Annotated in this window: 18 protein-coding genes; 12 read left to right on the forward strand and 6 right to left on the reverse strand. The window is 68.6% G+C overall.

The annotated features are described in order from the left end of the window. Positions 1-106 precede the first annotated feature (106 nt). On the forward strand, positions 107-1,486 hold the full coding sequence (locus tag ABZ749_RS08670; protein ID WP_357224516.1) for an LPXTG cell wall anchor domain-containing protein: 1,380 nt from the start codon (positions 107-109) through the stop codon (positions 1,484-1,486). 131 nt (positions 1,487-1,617) lie between these two features. Here the strand turns inward: ABZ749_RS08670 and ABZ749_RS08675 are convergent, their stop codons facing one another. The 3 genes from ABZ749_RS08675 to ABZ749_RS08685 all read right to left on the reverse strand — a co-directional run bounded on the left by ABZ749_RS08675 (position 1,618) and on the right by ABZ749_RS08685 (position 3,861). After that, on the reverse strand, positions 1,618-2,361 hold the full coding sequence (locus ABZ749_RS08675; RefSeq protein WP_357224575.1) for an alpha/beta hydrolase: 744 nt from the start codon (positions 2,359-2,361) through the stop codon (positions 1,618-1,620). A gap of 97 nt (positions 2,362-2,458) precedes the next feature. Then, positions 2,459-3,028, reverse strand: coding sequence for a DJ-1/PfpI family protein (locus ABZ749_RS08680; protein WP_357224521.1), 570 nt, complete (start codon positions 3,026-3,028; stop codon positions 2,459-2,461). Between the two features lie 89 nt (positions 3,029-3,117). Next, a complete protein-coding gene (locus ABZ749_RS08685; RefSeq protein WP_357224524.1) occupies positions 3,118-3,861 on the reverse strand; it encodes a GntR family transcriptional regulator in 744 nt (247 codons plus the stop codon). A gap of 437 nt (positions 3,862-4,298) precedes the next feature. Between ABZ749_RS08685 and ABZ749_RS08690 the strand changes: the two genes are divergently transcribed. The 8 genes from ABZ749_RS08690 to ABZ749_RS08725 all read left to right on the forward strand — a co-directional run bounded on the left by ABZ749_RS08690 (position 4,299) and on the right by ABZ749_RS08725 (position 12,672). Then, complete coding sequence (locus ABZ749_RS08690; RefSeq protein WP_357224529.1) at positions 4,299-5,684, forward strand: extracellular solute-binding protein; 1,386 nt, start codon at positions 4,299-4,301, stop codon at positions 5,682-5,684. A 122-nt stretch (positions 5,685-5,806) separates the two neighbouring features. Then, a complete protein-coding gene (locus tag ABZ749_RS08695) occupies positions 5,807-6,631 on the forward strand; it encodes a sugar ABC transporter permease (protein WP_355008525.1) in 825 nt (274 codons plus the stop codon). Continuing rightward, positions 6,631-7,542 carry a carbohydrate ABC transporter permease gene (locus ABZ749_RS08700; RefSeq protein WP_355008524.1) on the forward strand — a complete coding sequence of 304 codons (912 nt, stop codon included), beginning with the start codon at positions 6,631-6,633 and terminating at the stop codon, positions 7,540-7,542. The genes ABZ749_RS08695 and ABZ749_RS08700 overlap by 1 nt, the downstream gene beginning before the upstream one ends. After that, positions 7,542-8,609 carry an ABC transporter ATP-binding protein gene (locus ABZ749_RS08705; protein WP_357224537.1) on the forward strand — a complete coding sequence of 356 codons (1,068 nt, stop codon included), beginning with the start codon at positions 7,542-7,544 and terminating at the stop codon, positions 8,607-8,609. The genes ABZ749_RS08700 and ABZ749_RS08705 overlap by 1 nt, the downstream gene beginning before the upstream one ends. Further along, positions 8,609-9,685 carry an ABC transporter ATP-binding protein gene (locus ABZ749_RS08710; protein WP_357224541.1) on the forward strand — a complete coding sequence of 359 codons (1,077 nt, stop codon included), beginning with the start codon at positions 8,609-8,611 and terminating at the stop codon, positions 9,683-9,685. The genes ABZ749_RS08705 and ABZ749_RS08710 overlap by 1 nt, the downstream gene beginning before the upstream one ends. 152 nt (positions 9,686-9,837) lie before the next feature. Next, the gene (locus tag ABZ749_RS08715; protein ID WP_357224545.1) at positions 9,838-11,298 is read left to right on the forward strand and encodes an NAD-dependent succinate-semialdehyde dehydrogenase; all 1,461 of its coding nucleotides are present in this window, start codon (positions 9,838-9,840) and stop codon (positions 11,296-11,298) included. Next, positions 11,295-11,444 (forward strand): hypothetical protein, encoded by a 150-nt coding sequence (locus ABZ749_RS08720; protein ID WP_357224548.1) that lies wholly within the window; start codon positions 11,295-11,297, stop codon positions 11,442-11,444. The genes ABZ749_RS08715 and ABZ749_RS08720 overlap by 4 nt, the downstream gene beginning before the upstream one ends. Continuing rightward, positions 11,437-12,672, forward strand: a complete 1,236-nt coding sequence (locus ABZ749_RS08725; RefSeq protein WP_357224553.1) for an iron-containing alcohol dehydrogenase — start codon at positions 11,437-11,439, stop codon at positions 12,670-12,672. Before ABZ749_RS08720 ends, ABZ749_RS08725 begins: the two co-directional genes overlap by 8 nt. A gap of 135 nt (positions 12,673-12,807) precedes the next feature. On the opposite strand, the gene ABZ749_RS08730 is transcribed toward ABZ749_RS08725, so the two are convergent. Beyond that, entirely contained in the window at positions 12,808-13,896 is a 1,089-nt protein-coding gene (locus ABZ749_RS08730) for a hypothetical protein (protein ID WP_357224557.1), read from the reverse strand. A 523-nt stretch (positions 13,897-14,419) separates the two neighbouring features. On the opposite strand from ABZ749_RS08730, the gene zwf reads away from it, so the two are divergent. Continuing rightward, positions 14,420-15,913 (forward strand): glucose-6-phosphate dehydrogenase, encoded by a 1,494-nt coding sequence (gene zwf, locus ABZ749_RS08735; RefSeq protein ID WP_357203553.1) that lies wholly within the window; start codon positions 14,420-14,422, stop codon positions 15,911-15,913. 199 nt (positions 15,914-16,112) lie between these two features. Here zwf and ABZ749_RS08740 read toward each other — a convergent pair whose 3' ends face one another. Beyond that, positions 16,113-17,048, reverse strand: coding sequence for an EamA family transporter (locus tag ABZ749_RS08740; protein WP_357224561.1), 936 nt, complete (start codon positions 17,046-17,048; stop codon positions 16,113-16,115). Positions 17,049-17,171: 123 nt separating this feature from the next. On the opposite strand from ABZ749_RS08740, the gene ABZ749_RS08745 reads away from it, so the two are divergent. After that, positions 17,172-18,203: a LysR family transcriptional regulator gene (locus tag ABZ749_RS08745; protein WP_357224566.1), complete on the forward strand. Its 1,032-nt coding sequence runs from the start codon at positions 17,172-17,174 to the stop codon at positions 18,201-18,203. On the opposite strand, the gene ABZ749_RS08750 is transcribed toward ABZ749_RS08745, so the two are convergent. Then, the gene (locus tag ABZ749_RS08750; protein WP_357224570.1) at positions 18,118-18,348 is read right to left on the reverse strand and encodes a hypothetical protein; all 231 of its coding nucleotides are present in this window, start codon (positions 18,346-18,348) and stop codon (positions 18,118-18,120) included. The two genes, ABZ749_RS08745 and ABZ749_RS08750, sit on opposite strands and share 86 nt — an antisense overlap. A 167-nt stretch (positions 18,349-18,515) precedes the next feature. On the opposite strand from ABZ749_RS08750, the gene ABZ749_RS08755 reads away from it, so the two are divergent. Further along, positions 18,516-19,142: sensor domain-containing protein (locus tag ABZ749_RS08755; RefSeq protein ID WP_357224573.1), on the forward strand; the 627-nt coding region annotated here is incomplete at its 3' end.

A 19,142-nucleotide genomic window follows, 5' to 3' on the forward strand; every position in this document is an offset into this window, starting at 1 on the left:
AGCGGGGAGCTGTTCGGGGCAAGCATGCGGGGTTTCCTTCCGAAGGGCGCGATGGGGTACGGCGCCGGGGTGGACCTCGGTCCCGGGGTCGGCGACGATCAGCACCATGGAGTGGGGCGAATACACCGTCAAGGTGGACCGGAGCAAGGTCGCTGGCTTCGCCGATGTGATCAACGGCGGCGATGCTAACTCCTGCACCGATTCTGGTCCGATCCTCACCTGCAAGGTGGTGGCAGAAGAAAACGACTATTACACGTACATCACCATGGTCGACCTAGTCGTGCGGGCGAAGAAGAGCGCGGCGCCCGACCAGCAGGGCGACATCAAGTTCACCATCACCGATAGCGACGGCGGTTCGGCGACCTACCACTCGAGCGTCAGCATCGGTGAGGGGGTGGATCTCGCCGGCGTCGAGCAGGGGCTCGAGCTGAACGCCGCCCTCGGCGACACGCTCGACGTCCCGCTGACAGTGGCGAACCGCGGCGAGAAGGCCGTCGAAAGCGTGGTGCTGTCCTTCGAAGGCGGCTACGGTTTCGGCCCTTCGAAGCGGTACCGGAACTGCGAGTACAGCCCGGCCGACGCCTTCCGCCATGCCTTCGCCTGCCGGTTCCCCAACACAATCGCACCGGGCGGCGCCGCACGGCTGGACTCCAGCTTCGGTTTCACAGTGCCGACCGACGATTCGGCCCCGAACGGTCACACCGGCGTCGTGTCCTGGTACACGCCGGCAGACTGGGAGGAGCGACAGTCCTTCAACCCAACGCGACTCGGGCAGCAGGGCACCGAGGGAGAGCTCAGGCTTGAGCCGGTCGGCCCGCGGAGCACGTCGCGGCAGACAGACGTCAACGAGCAGAATGACGTCACGGTGATGAGACTCCACGTCAGCGGGGACCAGGGGGCTGAGGTGGCGGCGCTCGGGACGCCGGCGACCGCTACCGGAAAGGTCGGCGACACGGTGCCGTTGAAGGTCGGCTACGTCAACAACGGCCCAGCGGCTGTCAACGTTGACGGAGCCAAGGATCTGCGGGCCCGTACCGTGCTGTCGCTCCCGGACGGCGTCACGGCGGTACGCGTTCCGATGACGTGCGCAAGCCCTGGCTTCTGGGTGCCTGGAAAGCCCGGCGGCAAGGAGTACCGCTGTGCCGAGCTCAAACGCCTGGCCAAGGGCGAAAAGATGGAGTACGAGTTCGAGTTGCGCCTCGACGAGGCAGGCACCCGGGCCACAGAGGTGCGGCTGACGTTCGACACAGGCGTGGATCTCAACCCCGCCAACGACAGCGCGAAGATCACCATCATCGCGAGCGCTGACGGCGGGAGCGAGAGCCCCGGTGGGGATGACGGCCAGGAAGGCGGGGGCACCGATGGCTCGCTGCCGATCACCGGTGCCAAGGCCGGCCTGATTGCCGGCATCGGCGGCCTACTGCTCGCCGCCGGCGCTGCGGGCTTCGTGGTGGCCCGCCGCCGCAGGACCCGCTTCGTCGCCTGATCTGTCTCCTGCGCCAACCGTGCCCCGTCGACCCAGGTCGGCGGGGCACGGGTTCACCCGCATGAACTGCTGTGAGCCCCGGGCGCTCACCAGCATCCGGCCCTGACGTCGTGCGGAGTGCCGCAGCGCGGTCAGTGACCTCGGTCCGGGTCGAGGAAGCACGACAGTAGTTGTCTGAACTCCCGCGGGTGCTCGATCGCCGGCACGTGCCCGCATCGACCGAACACGTGCAGACGGACGTCAGCCAGGTGTTCGAGCAGGGGCTGGGCTGCCGTCGCGAGCGGCGTGACCCGGTCCTCGACGCCGTGAACGAGCAACACGGGCGCGCGCACCGCCGCCAGCGTCTGCGCCGAAAGAGTGAGATCGGTGGCCCATCGTGCCCTTGGTGGAGGGAACACCGACGCGAATGCCGCCGCTCCCGCCCGCATCGCGGATTCGCGGGCGGCGACGGCCGAATCGGTCACGAGCGCCTGGTCGAGGACGAGGCGACTGAGCATGTCTCGTGCGCCGGACGGGCTGGCGGGGGCTTCCCAGACCGCGTCGAGGTCGGCGGAGAGCGGGGCCCCGGGTGCGCCCATCGTCGAGACCGCCACGACACGGGTGACCTGCTGGGGGCGCGCGGCCGCCAACGCCAGCGCCACGGCACCGCCCATGGAGTGACCCACCACGGCGTAGTGCGCGATACCGAGGGCATCCATCAGGCTTGCGGCCTGTTCCGTCCACAGCCGGAGCCCACCCCTGGAGCCTGCCGGGAGGGGTGTGCGGCCGAACCCCGCCTGGTCAGGAGCTATCACGTGCCAGGACGTGCCCAGCGCCTGCGCCGTCGTTGCCCAGGCGCCGGACCCGGTCGTGCCGGGTCCGGAGCCGTGCAGCATCAACACCGCGGGCCCCGTGCCGCTGTCCAGGACGTGGACGGGGGAACCGTCGACTGTGACGGTCCGAAGTGCGGTCACCAGGGCAGGTCGGATGTGCTCATGCCGACGCGGGGTCGACGGACTTCGAGAAGAGCTCCATCATCGCCCTGCCGAACTGCGGCATGTCGGGCCACCCGCGGCAGGAGACGAGGTTGCCGTCCACGACGTCGGGAGCGTCGATGACCGTCGCGCCCGCGTTCTCCATGTCACCGGTGATGGGGGGAAAACATGCTGTCTTTCGACCCTGCAGCAGCCCGTACACCGCTGGTACCTGCGCGCCGTGGCACACCAGCGCGATGGGAAGGTTGCGCGCGAAGAAGTGCTCGGTGATGCGCCTGACGTCGGCGTCGACCCGGATCCACTCGGGGGCTCGTCCCCCGGGGATGATGAGGGCGTCATAGCGCTCGACGTCGACGTCGGCCCAGGGCACGTCGACCGGCAGCTTGCGGCCGTTCTTCTCGACATAGGCGTCGGAGTTGGGGTCGAACTCGTGGATGACCAGTTGCACGTCGCGCATCGTCCGTGACGAGACGTCGACGTCCCAGCCGCCCTCCTGCACGCGGTAGTAGGGATACATGGTGTCGAGCTCCTCGGCGGCGTCGCCGGTCAGGAGCAGCGCTCTGGGCACCTACTTCTCCTCGCATCTAGGGACGGGTGAGGTGGATCCAATCCGATCCGATCAGGATTGAGTCAGCATTCCTGGGCCCAGCGCGCCCGTCAAGCCTCTACCGTCATTCCGTCCGCGTGCTCGATCTCGTTGAACAATCGTCGGAAACGCTCACCGGATCGCAGGATGTGCCGACGCATCGCGTAGGCGGCCGCGTCGGGGTCACGCGCGGCGATCGCGGCCACGACGTCCTCGTGCTCGGCCATGGCCAGGTGAGTGACCTGGGTGTCGTGGTGAAGCCGGAAAAGATGCACGTGGCTGTGCAGGCGAGCGAGCGTTTCACGGATGACCTGGTTCTCCGCGCTCAGGGCGACGAGATCGTGGAAGGCCGCGTCGCGTAGCCCGAAGGCGCCGTAGGCCATGGGTCCACTGCCCCCCTCCAGCTCCGCCATCTCCTCCAGCATCCGTCGCAGACCCGCCACCTGCTCCGCGGATGCGCGTTCGGCGGATCTGCGCGCCGCTGCCGGCTCGAGGAGCAGGCGGACCTCGAGCATGTCCTCGAACCGGTGACGGGTTATCTGGGGAGGAATGCGGTAGCCGGCATGGGGCACCCGCACGACCAGACCCTCGGCCTCCATCCGGTTCAGAGCGTCTCGGATCGGCGTCTGCGAGACTCCCAGCTCCCGGGCCAGGACGTCGATCGTGACGCGGGAGCCAGGCTCGATCCGTAGCGACATCAGCTGTCCGAGCAGCGTGTCGTACACCTCGTCGGCGAGCCGGCCGCCAGATCTTCCCGCCGGCGTTCCACCCGTCACGGCCCTGCGGCCCCGCGCGGTCATCGCTTCGTCGTCCATCGTGACGTGAGGTCCCTTCCTGCGCCTTCGCGAAACTATTGACATCAGTCACAACGCTGCGGCATGCTGACGCCCCCACGCGATCGTATAGGAAAAGTGACGCACGCCCGCCATCCTGTACATCGCGGCACCACCCGCCACCGCTCCACTTCGATCACCTGAAACTCCCACGAGCATGCTCGACGTCCCGCTCGGGTCGTCACCGGGTCGCAGCTGAACCGAAGGACCTCCCGACGGCAGGCAGACCCGGCACTCGCGGCGTACTCGTGACACCGGTCCGCGGGTCGGTCCCCGCGGCAGCCCGGCAACGCGCCTGAACAACCCAGCAACTGCGCGGCGAAGCACATAGCGAGGCCTTAGAAGTTCCCACCCAGAAAGCAGGCAATAAGATGCGGTACCTGAAGCGAACAGGACGATTGTCCGATCCCGGCCGAAAGGTGCAGCTGGCGACCCTGGCCATGCTGCTGGTGGCCACGACCGCGACGGCGTGCGGCGATGGCAAGGACGACGGCGAGAAGGCGAGCGCCCCCAAGGCGCCGGCGACCATCCCGGAGCTCACCAAGGATCCGCTGACGCTCAGCTTCATCTGGTTCGACTGGCCGCCCGCCAAGGCACTGGAAGCCTTCGCGAACGCGGAGTACAAGAAGGAACGGCCGAACGCGACCATCAAGGTCAACACCGTGCCGAACGCGAACTGGCACGACGCCATGTTCACCCAGTTCGCGGCGCGAAAGACCGACTTCGACATCGCGATCCTGGACTCGCAACACATCGGCGAGGCCGTGACGAACGGCAACATCCTCGACATCACCGACTTCGTCAAGAAGAACATCGACGTCACCGCGTACGACCCGTACCTCCTGGCGGCCTACGGCCAGTACCCCCAGGCGGAGACCGGCAAGCGCGACGAGAACGCCAGCCTGTACGGACTACCGCTGCTCGGCGACACCTGGACGATGATCTACCGCAAGGACCTGATCGGTGACAAGCCACCGCAGACCTGGGACGAGATGATCGCGGCCGCCGCGAAATGCCAGGCGGAAAACCCTGGCGTCAGCGGGCTGGCTTTCCACCAGGCCAACGGCTCCGACGCCGCGGCCGTCACCTACAACACGGTGAACGGCGTCTACGGCGGCAACCTCTGGGACTCCAAGGCACGCAAGATCGAGGGTGTCCTCAACGACACTGCGGGCCAGGAGGCGATGGACGTCCTGGTCAACAAGATGAAGCCGCTGACCGCCAAGGGTTCCGGCAACTGGTTCATCGACGAGGTGAACGCGGCGGTCGCCCAGGGCAAGGCCTGCATCGCGTTCAACTGGATCGCCGCGAGTGGCGGCCTGCTCGATCCGAAGCAGTCGACGCTCGGTACCAGCCGGGAGAAGATTCTCGACAAGTTGGGTTTTGCCACCCTGCCGAGCCAGAAGACGAACCTGGTTCCCCTCGGGGGCATGGGGATGCACGTGTCGGCCTACTCCGGCAAGGACAACCAGGCCGAGGCCCTGAACTTCATGGAGTGGTTCGAGCGGGCTGACATCCAGAAGAAGTGGGCCGCGGCTGGTGGCGTGCCGTCACGTACGGACGCAATCCAGTCACCCGAGTTCCTCAACGCCGGGCCGTTCAACAAGGTGTACGCCGACTCGGTGCCGCGGATGCGGGACATGTGGAACGTGCCCGAGTACGCGCGCCTCGTCGACATCGAGAACACCAACGTGAATGCGGCCCTCAACGGCGCGAAGAAGCCCAAGGATGCGCTCGACGACATCGCCAAGGAGCAGCAGGGCGTGCTCGACTCCGGCAACCGCAAGGGTGGCGGCGGACTGTGAGTGACCCCGCCCCTCTGGCGACCGACGATCCTGGGCAGGTGGCATCCGCGAGGCCACCTGCCCGGGGTCGGGCCCCTCGGCTGAGCGACCGCGGGCTCGCCGTTGCCTTCATCTCCCCCGCGATGCTGCTGCTGCTCGCCATGTCGGTGTTCCCGTTGCTGTGGGCGTTGTACCTGTCTTTCACCGACTACTCCGCCACCCGCGGGGGGCCGGCCGATTTCATCGGATTCGGGAACTACACCGCCATCCTGACGTCGGCGCAGGTCCACACGAGGGCCCTGACAACGTTGATCTACGTGGTCGGCGCGGTCGGCCTGCAGACCGTGCTCGGATTCGGCATCGCCTACCTGATCTCACGGCGCACGCATGGGCGAGGAGTGCTGACCACCCTGTTCCTGGTGCCGATGATGCTCTCGCCGGTCGTGGTCGGGCTGTTCTGGCGATTCATGCTCGACGCGCAGTTCGGCGTGGTCAACAGCATGCTCGGCTCGCTCGGTCTGGGGCAGGTGGAGTGGCTCACCCGCCAGCGAACGGCACTGCTGTCCCTGATCGTGGTCGACACCTGGCAATGGACGCCGTTCATCATGCTCATCGCGCTCGCGGGCCTCACCGCGGTTCCCAAGTACCTCTATGAGGCCGCCTCGATCGACCGGGCGTCGGAATGGTTCCGGTTCCGCACCATCACGCTTCCGCTGGTGTGGCCGCTGCTCCTCATCGCCGTGATGTTCAGGGCCATCGAGGCATTCCGCCTGTTCGACCTCGTCTACATCCTCACCAACGGCGGCCCGGGCGTCTCTACCGAGACGTTGTCGTTCCACATCTACAAGGTCGCGTTCCTGGGCTTCAACACCGGAACCGCTTCGGCGTACGGAATCCTCATGGTCCTCGTCGTCATCGTCCTCACGCAGTTCTACCTGCGCTATTTGAACAAGCTCAAGGAGGGCTGATGGCCGTCTCCGTCGACGAGGCAGTGGCCACGGGTCCTGCCCGGGATCACACGCCCCCCGCGCGCCGCCTCGGCAGCCGAGGCCGCTCCGTGCTGGAGGTCGCGCTGCTGACCGCGCTGGCCGTCGTGATGCTCTTTCCGGTGCTGTGGATGATCGAGACGTCCATCAAGGAGAACCGGGACGTCTACGCCATCCCGGCCAAGTTCTTCGACTTCAAGATCACTCTGAGTCATTACAAAGACGTGTTCGTCTCCCCCGGCGGCGGTCGCTCGGCCCTGTCCGTCTCGTTCCTCAACTCGGTCGTGGTGGCCGGAGCCTCCACGGTGCTGGCCACCGTGCTGGGCGTCCCGGCGGCCTGGGCCTACTCACGATTCGCCGTGAAGGCCAAGAAGGACCAACTGTTCTTCATCCTGTCCACGCGCTTCATGCCGCCCGTGGTGGTCGTGATCCCGATCTTCCTCATGTACCGCCAGGTCGGACTCATCGACAACAAGCTCGGCTTGATCCTCATCTACACCGCGTTCAACGTCCCGTTCACGATCTGGATGATGAAGGGGTTCGTCGACGAGGTGCCCGCGGAGTACGAGGATGCCGCCATGCTCGACGGCTACACCCGGCTGCAGGCGTTCCGGCGCTTCACCCTTCCCCTGCTCGTGCCCGGCATCGCCGCGACGGCGGTCTTCGCGCTCATCTTCTCGTGGAACGAGTTCGTGTTCGCCACCTTCCTCACCTCCAGCGACGACGTCCGGACGGCCCCACCCGCCATCGCCGGCCTGATCGGCGGCACCACTACGGACTGGGGCCTCGTGGCCGCCGCCTCCGTGGTGTTCGCCCTACCGGTGCTCGTCTTCGCGTACCTGGTGCGCAAGCACCTCATCGCCGGCGTGACGCTCGGGGCGGTGCGACGCTGATGGCGGGCATCGAGGTGACCGCGCTGCACAAGCGCTACCCGGACGGGACGGTCGCAGTCGAACACGTGGACCTGTCCATCGGCCACGGCGAGCTGTTCGTGATGCTCGGCCCTTCGGGTTGCGGCAAGACGACCACGCTGCGGGCCATAGCCGGCCTGGAGAGGCAGACGACGGGTGACATCCGCATCGGCGACACGCTGGTCAACGACCTGCCGCCCGCCGAGCGCGACATCGCCATGGTGTTCCAGTTCTACGCCCTCTACCCGCACCTGAAGACCCGCGACAACCTGGCGTTCCCGCTGCGGGCCGAGGGACTGCCCAAGCAGGAGGTGCACGAGCGGGTCAACGAGGCCGCCCGGCTGATGCAGCTCGGTCCACTCCTGGACCGGCGACCCCGCCAGCTGTCCGGTGGTGAGCAGCAGCGCGTCGCGCTCGCTCGCGCCCTGGTACGGCGACCGCGCGCGTTCCTCATGGACGAACCTCTCACCAACCTGGACGCGGAGCTGAGGGCGGACATGCGCACGGAGATCAAGCACCTGCAGGGCGAACTGGGCGCCACGATGGTCTACGTCACCCACGACCAGGTCGAGGCGATGTCGCTCGGTCACCGGATCGCCATCCTCAACAAGGGCCGCGTCGAGCAGATCGGCACGCCGCTGGAGGTCTACGACCGCCCGGCGAGTCTCTTCTGCGCCGCATTCATCGGCTCCCCGCCGATGAACCTCATCGAGGTGGAGGTGACCGACGGGAAGCTGCGCGGTCAGGGCGGACTGGTCCTCACGCCACCGCCGGGCCTGCCGCGCGACCGTCGCCTGATCGCGGGCGTCCGGCCGGAGGCGCTGGAAGTCACCGAACCAGGGGCGGATCGCTCGGTCCCGGCCCGCGTGGTCTCGGCGGAGTGGCTGGGCGACGAAATCATCTACGTGGTCGACCACGGCGGCCAGCGCGACGTACGGGTTCGGATGCCACCGACCGTCCGTTTCGCCGCTGACGCAACCGTCGGGTTGCGGCACACCGGCGGCACCCCGGCGGTCTACGACGTGAGCACGGAAGAGCTGGTGGCCTGATGGGAACCGTGGCAGCGTACGGGCTGCGCAAGTCCTTCGGAAAAGTCCAGGCCCTCGACGGGGTGACGCTGGACGTGCCGGACGGCTCGTTCTTCGTCGTGCTGGGGCCCTCCGGGGCAGGCAAGACGACGACCCTGCGAGCGATCGCCGGCCTTGACAAGCTTGACGCCGGGTCGGTGCATCTGGACGGCAGGGACGCGACCGGTGACACCCCGGCCGCACGCGACCTGGCCATGGTCTTCCAGAGTTACGCCCTCTACCCGCGACACACGGTGTACGAGAACATCGCTTCGCCGCTGCGGGCACGTCGCTGTTCGTCGAGCGAGATCGCCGCTGCCGTCGAGCAGATGTCGAACCTGCTGCACATCGAGCGGTTGCTGCAGCGTCGTCCGGCGCAGTTGTCGGGTGGTGAGATGCAGCGCGTCGCCCTGGCTCGGGCGCTGGTCCGTCGTCCGCGCGCGTTCCTCATGGACGAGCCGCTGACGAATCTCGACCTCAAGCTCCGCGTCGAGATGCGCACCGAGCTCACCCGCATCCACCGCAGCCTTGGAGCGACCTTCGTCTATGTGACCAACGACCAGGTCGAGGCTCTGTCCATGGCCGACCAGGTCGCGGTCCTGAAGGAGGGGACTGTGCAACAGGTCGGATCACCGACCGAGGTGTACGAGCGCCCAGCCAACCAGTGGGTCGCGGGATTCGTCGGGAGCCCGCCGATCAGCCTGCTCGCCTGCCGTGCCGAGGGGGATCGTCTGGTCGGTGCCGAAGGCTGGACGCTGCCGCGGCCCCGCTGGACCACGGCTGAGGACGGTCGTGAGCTGATGCTGGGCCTGCGGTCGGAGGACCTGTCGGTCGAGCAGCGTGGGAACGCGTCGTTGTCGGGCGAGCTCTACGGGCTTGAGCCGCTCGGTGACCGGACGGTGGTCGACGTCCGGGTCGGAACGGAGATCCTCAAGGTCAAGGCCCGACCCACAGTCACGGGTACGCCGGGCGAACGGGTGCAAGTCACCGTCGACCTGGACCGTGCGCACCTGTTCGACGCGGGCACCGGGGTGTCGCTGTCCGAGGCTGGGCGGTAACGGCTCCGGGCGGCGACGGCGACATGCGCCCGTACGTGGCAGTCGAGCCCCGCCTCACCCGCGACGAGGGCGTGTGACCCGTCCGTCAATACGCACAGCGCGACCGCTGAGGCACGCCGGACATCACGAGGAAGATCACAGGAGGCTACGCGATGAGTGACCCGATGAACGTGCTGGCCCCCGAGCATCGGCGGCTCCGGATCGGCGACGCGTGGCGCGACGCCGCAAGCGGAGCCACCTTTGCCGTCGAGGACCCGGCCACCGGCAAGACCATCGCCGAGGTGGCGGACGCTGACGTCGTCGACGGGCTCGCCGCCCTGGACGCGGCGAGCAGGGCAATGGCGGAGTGGGCGGCCACTCCGCCACGGAGACGGTCAGAGTTGCTGACCGCGACGTACCGGGCACTGACCGAGCGATCCGAGGAGATCGCCCGGCTGATCACGCTGGAGATGGGAAAGCCGCTCGCCGAGGCTCGGGGAGAGGTGGCCTACGGTGCCGAGTTCTTCCGTTGGTTCGCCGAGGAGGCGGTGCGCGTCGAAGGGCGCTACAGCATCGCTCCCGCAGGTGGATACCGCATCCTCACCGTGCCGAAGCCGGTCGGACCGTGCGTCTTCGTGACGCCCTGGAACTTTCCGTTGGCCATGGGTGCCCGCAAGATCGCTCCTGCGCTGGCTGCCGGCTGCACGACGATCACCAAGCCAGCAGGTCAGACGCCGCTCACCATGCTGCTCCTGGCCCGCATCATGGAGGAGGTCGGCGTTCCCCCGGGCGTCGTCAACGTGGTGACCACCAAGCGTTCCGGCGCGGTGGTCTCCGCACTGCTGGCCGACAGTCGGACCCGCAAGCTGTCCTTCACCGGGTCGACCGAGGTCGGGCGGGTCCTGCTACGACAGGCCTCGGACAATGTGCTGCGCACCTCCATGGAACTGGGCGGCAACGCCGCCCTGATCGTGTGCGCCGACGCTGACCTGGACGTCGCGCTCGACGGTGCCATGGTGGCCAAGATGCGCAACATCGGGGAGTCCTGCATCGCGGCCAACCGGATCTACGTCGAGGAGCCGGTGCGCGAGGAGTTCACGGCGCGCTTCGCCGAGCGGATGGGCGCTCTCTCGGTGGGCCATGGTCTCGACGACGGCGTGAACGTCGGGGCGTTGATCGACGAGGCCTCGGTCACCACGATCGACGGGCTCGTCGCCGATGCGGTCGATCGCGGCGCCCGGGTCCTGGTGGGCGGCGAGCGACCCGATGGGTCGGGCCACTTCTACCCGCCCACGGTCCTCGTTGACGTGCCCGAGGATGCACGAATGCTGCAGGAGGAGATCTTCGGGCCGGTGGCGCCGATCATCTCGTTCACGTCCGACGACGAGGTGATGGCGAAGGCCAACGACACCGAGCACGGCCTGGCCGGATACGTCTTCACCCGTGACCTCCAGCGGGCGCTCCGGTTCGCCGAAGGGCTGGACACGGGGATGCTCGGCATCAACCGTGGTCTGATATCGGATCCGTCAGCTCCGTTCGGCGGCGTGAAGCAGTCCGGGATCGGCAAGGAGGGGTCGCACGAGGGCGTCCTCGAGTACCTCGACCTCACCTACGTGGCGATCGACCTACCGTGACCGGCCTGCTGCCCCGGGCGCCCGCCGCGCGCGTCTGCGCCACCCGGGCGGCCAACCTCGCCGACGCCGTCCCGGTCCCGCAGGTGACCTGGACGTCCACCCAGCACATCGCCGCCGACGCTCCGGAGAGGCACCGCCATGCTTGAGACCGTCCGCGGACCACGCCAGCTGATAGTGGGCGAAGGGGTCGCGCAGAACATCCCCCGAGTGGTGGCCGAGAGTGGCTCGCGAGTCCTCATCGTGACCGACCAGGTTCTCCTGGGGCAGCCAGGCGTGGCCGAGATCGTGGCCGCCGTACGGGAAAAGGTCGAGGCCGTCGAGGTGTTCTCCGACGCGACCTCGGACGTGCCTCTCTCCGATGTCGCCCTGGCCGTCTCGGCCGCAGCCGAGGTGAACGCCGACGTGATCCTCGCCATCGGGGGCGGCACGGTGATCGACCTCGCCAAGATCGTCGGCGTCATCCGGCGCCACGGTGGGACGCCGCGTGACTTCTACGGCGAGTCGAGGGTGCCGGGGCCGACGATCCCTCTCGTCGCGGTCCCCACGACGTCCGGCACCGGCTCCGAGCTCACACCCGTCTCGGTGTTGACCGACCCGGACCGCGAGCTGAAGGTGGGGGTTTCCAGCGTCCACATCGTCCCCGACTTCGCCATCGTCGACCCCGAACTCACCTACACCTGCCCGGCGACCGTCACCGCCCACTCCGGTATCGACGCGTTCTGTCACGCCGTGGAGAGCTATACGGCCCGGCCTCGGGCCCACGGACCGCGCGACCCGGTGGAGCAGGTGTTCCTCGGCCGCAACCCGATCACCGACCACTACGCGCTCCGCGCCGCGGAACGCATCGCCCGTAGCTTGCGCCGTGTGGTCAGGGACGGAAGCGACACGGCCGCGCGCGCGGACATGTCCTATGGATCGATGCTCGCCGGGATCGCCTTTTCCCACGCGGGCAACGCGGCCCCGCACGCTCTCCAGTACCCCATCGGCGCAGCCACGCACACGCCGCACGGCCTGGGCGTCGGACTGCTACTGCCCTACGCGCTGGACGCGGCCAGGGATGCCATCACAGACCGGTTGGCCATCCTCGCCCGGGTGTGCGGGCTCGACGTCACCGACGCCTCCGACGCCGAGGCCGCAGACACGTTCCTCACCTGGCTCGACGGGCTCCTTGCCGACATCGGTATCCCTGCCACCTTGGCGGACATCGGCGTGGCACGCGCCGACCTCCCGCGCTTCGCGGAGATGGCCAGTGGTGTCACCCGCCTGATCCAGAACCACCCGGGCCCGAGCGACACCGCCAGCCTGACCGCGATCCTCGAAGCGGCCTGGACCGGGGACCGGACCCGACACGCCCTGACTCCGAGCAGAGAGTGACCGACTCCAGGCCGCCTCAATCCCCCTCGTACATGCCTAGGACTGCGCTGCCGGGCCGGAGTCAGGGACGGGCCGTAGGCGTGCCGACATGCAGCGCCCTTGACACACTCCGTACCGCTGCTTGTGGGTTCTCGGTCACCTGGTCCGTTCGATGACGCCGGCGATGCCGAGGCCGTTGCGCGAGGCGGCGCCGCTACCCCAGAAGGACGAGCTGCCCGGGACGTTCGCCAGGGCATCAAGGTGCGGGTCACCGCCGCCGACCTTCGGCCCGTACTCCACACTCCACCGGCCGCCGGTGTAGCGCAGCAACAGCGTGCCCGGGTACTCGATGTACGGAGGGATGGGATTCGTGCCACTGATCCAAACATTGCCGTTCGCATCACCGGCAACGGCGTACGCCCGGCCAGCAGGCGCCGGTCCGGCCAACCGCTGCCACGTTCGACCGTCCCAGTGCAGGATGACGGGCTTGGGAGCGGTGTCGTAGTCCTGCGTGCCGACGGCCCAGACGTCGGTCGACGAGCGGGCCCACACACCCGTCAGTTGGGTGCTCGGAGTCGACGGCAGTGCCGCCACCTGCCACGCACCGCCGATGCGCTGCACGATCATGGGCTGCGGGTAGGGGGCGTCGGCGAGGTAGCGATCGCCGGCGGCGAACAGGCTGCCGTCCTGAGTGCTGGAAACCGCCCGCAGGACACCGTTGTGCTGCTCCGTCCCCGGCACCGCCACCCGGTTGAACTGACCGGTGTCGCCTTCGAGGACGAGCGGCCCGGAGCCGTCGTGGCCGACGAACACCGCCCGCCCACCGCCGGTGGCCGCCACGTCCAGCAGCGTGGAAGGCCCTGTAGAGGTGCCCAACGGCGTGTGTCCCGTCCAGGTCTGGCCGTTGAAATGTCCGGCGTACGGCTCGCCGTGGACTCCGAGGCCCACCGTCCAGACGTCCCCCTCGCTCACGGCAGCCGCCCTGTACAGCAGGAACGCCTCGTGCGGCAGCCGCTGTTCCGTCCACGTCCGCCCGTTCCACCGCAGCAGCGCGTAGGGCTCGTCGATCGAGTATCCGGTGTAGGTCGATGCCTGATATCCGACCGACCAGGCATCGTTCGGGCCGGTGGCGACCACGTCGGTCAACCGGCTGTCCTGGATCAGCGGAGGCACCGTCGCCTTCCACACCGACGGGATGGCGGCCACGCCTGACGTTGCCGGCAGGAGCAACACGCTTGCCGCCACCGCGGCGAGCGTCGCCGCCGATAGCCCGCGCCGTGCCAGTGATCGCATAATGGTCCCCTCCTGGATTGGTGGACGACCTTCAGCGTGGCGCTCATCAATGGATTGCGTGCACCCAGATCGCCGCCCGTAACGAAGCCGTAAGAACGACCGTTCCGCGTACTGGGCGACGACCAGCCGTCCTCGACGAGGTCCCACCCGCTGACATCAGGATGAATCACCACCACCGGACCAGCGCGACGCCGTAGCCGCACCCTGGCGGTCCCCGGCGGCGCCGCCGGCGGCTGCCGGTTGACCTCCGCGCGCTACCTGGCGACGATCATTCGTACCACCATCTCGTACGCCGGCAGACCGCACCGCATCCCGACACCGAGAGGGCTACCCGTCAGCCCGGCATGCGAGGCTCAAGCTCCACGACCAACGAGCCACGCCGATGTGGCCCCCGGACACCGCCATCGCCGCACAAGTCCTGGCAGGACAGCCCGCCCCCAATCCCACACCCCTTGTGCCCGGAGGAACGCAGACCATGGACCACGCTTCTCAGCTCATCCAGGAGCGGAGTGCCCCGCCGGCCACGCTGGTGATCTTCGGTGCCTCCGGTGACCTGACCCGGCGTAAGCTGCTGCCCGCAATCGAGAGCCTGGCTCGGCACGAGCGGCTCCCGGACCAGTTCGCGCTGGTCGGCGTCGCGCGTACGTCGATGACCGACGAGCAGTTCGCCGAGAGCGCCCTCGGTGCACGCACCCTCGCCAGCAAGCGCCAGCTCCAGAGCGGCGTGCGGTACGTGGCCGGCGGGTACGACGACCCGGAGACGTACAAGCGGCTCGTGGAGACCCTCGACGAGCTGGACGCACAGCGGGGCACGTCCGGCAACCGGCTCTTCTACCTGTCCACCCCCGCCGGGGCCTTCGAGCCGGTGATCAACGGACTGGCCGGTGTCGGGCTCAACCAGCCACGCGAAGGCTCCTTCTCCCGCCTGGTCATCGAGAAGCCGTACGGACGCGACCTGGCCACCGCCCGCGAGCTCGACGGCGTCGTGCACAGCGCGTTCGACGAGCACCAGGTCTTTCGTATCGATCACTATCTGGGCAAGGACACCGTCCAGAACGTGCTGGCGCTGCGCTTCGCGAACTCGATCTTTCAGCCCATTTGGGATCGCTCCTGGGTCGACCACGTGCAGATCACCGTCGCCGAGACCCTCGGCGTCGGCAGCCGCGGCGGCTTCTACGAGGACGCCGGCGCGATGCGGGACATCGTGCAGAACCACGTGCTCCAGGTCCTCGCGCTGGCGCTGATGGAGCCGCCGGCCTCATTCGAGGCTGAGGGCCTGCGCAACGAGAAGGTGAAGTTGCTGCAGGCGATCCGGCTCCCCACCGACCGGGACATCGCCGAGGCCGCGGTCCGGGGACAGTACACCCGGGGCGGCACCCGCGAGGAGCTGATGGCCGGCTACCGCGAGGAGACCGGCGTCGACCCTCTGTCGCGGACCGAGACCTACGCCGCTATGCGACTGAACGTGGACAACTGGCGCTGGGCCGGGGTGCCGTTCTACGTACGCACCGGCAAGCGCCTGCCGGCCCGGCTCACCGAGGTGGCACTGCAGTTCCAGCGGCCGCCGCACCTGCCGATCCCGACCGATCAGCTCACCGGCCTCGATGCTGACGCGCTGATCCTGCGGATCCAGCCGAACGAGGGCATCTCGCTGCGCTTCGGCGCCAAGGTGCCGGGGCACTCCTTCCGGGTCCGCACCGCCACCATGGAGTTCTCCTACGACCAGACGTTCGTCGAGGAGTCCCCGGAGGCATACGAGCGTCTGCTCCTGGACGCGCTGATCGGCGACGCGTCGCTCTTCATCCGCAGCGACGAGGTGCAGCAGTGCTGGCGGATCGTCGACCCGATCATCGACCACTGGGAGAAGGACAACTCGCCGATCCCCACCTACGAGGCCGCCTCCTGGGGGCCGACCGACGCCGACCGGCTCATCGGCCGGCACGGCCGCAAGTGGCGCAACTCCGCGTGACCCCGCCAGAGCGGGTCCGGTCGATGTACGCAGCTCGGTCGGTAGGCGGGTATCGATCGAGTGCGGCGGTACCCGTCTCTGACCTGACCGCGACGAGGGAGGTGCCGACTACCGATCCCCGATCACCGGCCGGAGGGGCGCAGCACCGGCGTCAGCGCCTTGCGGGGGCCACCCCGCAGGGCAGGCGGCCGAGGGCGGCCTACGGCAGACGCCGCGCCGTCAGGACCGGAATGGCGTCGTCGGTCCCGCGGACCGACACGGTGGCTTGGGACGACGACGGCCGCGGTAGGCGCACCGCACCGACCGCGACCCCGGAGATGACCAGCACGCTGGCCAGGATCGTGACGGCGGTAAGGGGCTCACCCTGGAAGACGGCTGCGGCACCCAGACCGAACACCGGTATCAGCAACGCGTAGGGGGCCACCGCGGTGGCTCCGTGGATGCGGATCAGGTATCCCCAGATCGCGTAACCTAGCAGCGTCGCCACCCAGGCCACGTACACGGCGGCGACCACACCGGACACCGACAGCGAGCGCAGCGCGGCGAGGTCTTCCTGAACGCCCTCGAAGACGCCCGAAAGGATCAGCAATGGAAGGGGAGGAACCACGCTCACCCAGACCATGAACCGGAACATGTCCGGCGGGTTGGCCTTGCGGGTCGCGATGTTCGCCAGTCCCCAGCAAGCGGCAGCGGCCAGCACCAACAGGAACCCGACGACCGGCGTCGTCCCACCGAGCCGCGTGCCCACCAGGACGATCCCGGCCATGGCGACGCCCAGGCCGGCCAACTGCACCACCCTGGGCCGCTCGCGCAGCAGCAAAGTGGCGAGAACAATGGTGAACGCCGCCTGACTCTGCAACACCAGGGAAGCAAGTCCGGCTGGCATGCCGACGTGCATCCCGATGAAGAGGAAACTGAACTTCAGCACGCCGAGAACTGTTCCGACGATGAGAACCCACCGCCAGGCGACCCGTGGCGAACCGACGAATAAGACCGCCGGTATCGCGGCGAGGATAAAGCGCAGAGCGGAGAAGAACAGCGGCGGAAACTCTTTCAGGCCCACATCGATGACAACGAAATTCACGCCCCAGACCGCCGCGACGAAAACGACCAGCCCGACATGAGTCGGCTTCATCGCGATCTCCTCACCGCACATTCTCCTACCCGGCACGCGCCACCGGACCCGACCCATGATGTCTCATCAGGCGTCGCCGCCAAGGACCCAAAGGCTGACACTTTCTAATGGGAGTTCGTTAGCATGGCTTCATTACACGATCTGGGCCGGCTGCGTGCGCTGCACGCCGTGGCGGCCTTCGGTTCCATCAGCGGGGCCGCATCGGCGCTCGGCTACACGCCGTCCGCCGTGTCACAGCAGATCGCCAAGCTGGAGCGGGAGGCCGGCGCCCCCCTTCTCGACCGTGCGGGACGCCGGGTGGCGCTTACCCCCGCTGGGCAGATCCTCGCGCAGACGGCGGGAGAGGTGCTGGTGGCCCTGGAGCGGGCGGAGACCCGACTGAAACTGCAGCACGGAACGCCGACCGGCCGCCTCACGCTCGCCGCCTTCCCGACGGCCTGCCGAGGACTCCTGCCGGACGTGCTGGTGCAGTTGACCCGCCGGCACCCCGGCCTGGACCTCCGAGTGTCGGAGGTGGACCCGCTCCGCGGCGTCGACCTGGTGGCCGAGGGAGAGGTCGACGTCGCCGTCGTGCACGACTGGCACAACACCCCGCTGGTCCTCCCGGACGGCTTGCGGTGCACCCCGTTGGGCGACGACGTGGCCGACGTGCTCCTGCCGGCCGGGCATCCACTGGCGGGCCGGGACGAGGTTTCCGCCGATGACCTGGTCGCCGAGCGGTGGATCAGCCAGCGGTCCGGATCGATGTGCCACGCGTGGCTGCTGCGAACTTTCGCCGAGCGGGGCCGGCAGCCCGACATCGCCTGCCAGGTGGACGAGTACCAGTCCCAGGTGTCGTTGGTGGCCGCCGGGCTGGGCGTCGCTTTGCTGCCCCGGCTGGGCCGTGGGCGCCTGCCGTCGGAGGTCGTGGCACTGCCGCTGCGGCCAACCAGCTCCCGGCAGATCATGGCCGTCTGGCGGGCGAGCACCAGCGACCGGCCGGCGATCACTGCCGCCCTCGACGCGTTGCACGAAGCATCCGCTGCTTGGACCGCCCACTGTGATTTCCCGAATGTCGTGATGTGCTCCCCTACGACTTCGGCGTCCGATTACGGCGGTGGTGGACGATCAGCGCGACCGCGCAGAGCACCGCCACCAGGCCGAACGCCGAGCTGACCCACTGGTTGTCCGCCGCGGTCGAGAGCACCACGTTGGCCGCCGCGCTGACGAAGAGCACCAGCCACAGCAACGGACGCAGCAGGCCACCCGGCCTTTTCGGTGCGGCGACCGGGGTCTCGGTGATGCGGTACGGATCGGTCATGACTGCCTCCTTCGGCAAACGTTTCCTGACGCCGTCAACGCTAGGGACGCGGCGCGGCGGAGACGATCCCGCCAGCTCGACGACAGTGGTACAGCAGGCTGTACCTTCCGCCCCGACGTCGCCGGGCGGGGCCTACGGTGGCCTATGTTGGCGGTGGAGGTGGGTCGATGGCGTACGTGCGGGGCCAGGTTCGCGCCTCGGTCGACGCCTTGGAGCACCTCGTCGGAGGGCTGGGCACCGCCACGCTGGCGCTGGGCGCGCTGCTCTGGGCGGCGATCGTGGCGGTGACCTGCCTGGGCGGGGTGGGGCTGCTGGCGGCACCGGGTGCGTTGCGGGCGGTGCGCTGGGTGAGCGACCGCGAGCGGGCCCGGCTGTCCCGCCGGGGCGAGCCGATCCCCACACCGGGGCCGGTGCCGGCCGGGTTGCGAACGGCGACGCGCGATCCCTTCGTACGCCGCGAGCTGGGCTGGGTCGCGCTGTACTCGCTCGTCGGCTTGGTGACCGGGCTGGTCGGCATCGCGCTGCCGCTCTATGCGGTGCAGGACGGCACCTTCCCGCTGTGGTACCGGCTGGTCCCCCCCGACGCCGCGCCGGGGATCGTCTGGTGGCGCATCGATGGCCTGTCCGACGCGCTCTGGGTCGGGGTGCTCGGGGTGGGCTGCCTGGCCGCCGCGATCTGGTTCAGCCCGGTCCTCGCCCGTCTCCAGGCATGGCCGGGCCGGTGGCTGCTGCCGATCCACCCGGTCGATGAATTCGGCCAGGCTCCGGCGGTACGCCTCCAAGAGGTCCATGCC

This window comes from Micromonospora sp. NPDC047753 (assembly GCF_040642735.1).
Classification (GTDB): Bacteria; Actinomycetota; Actinomycetes; order Mycobacteriales; family Micromonosporaceae; genus Micromonospora.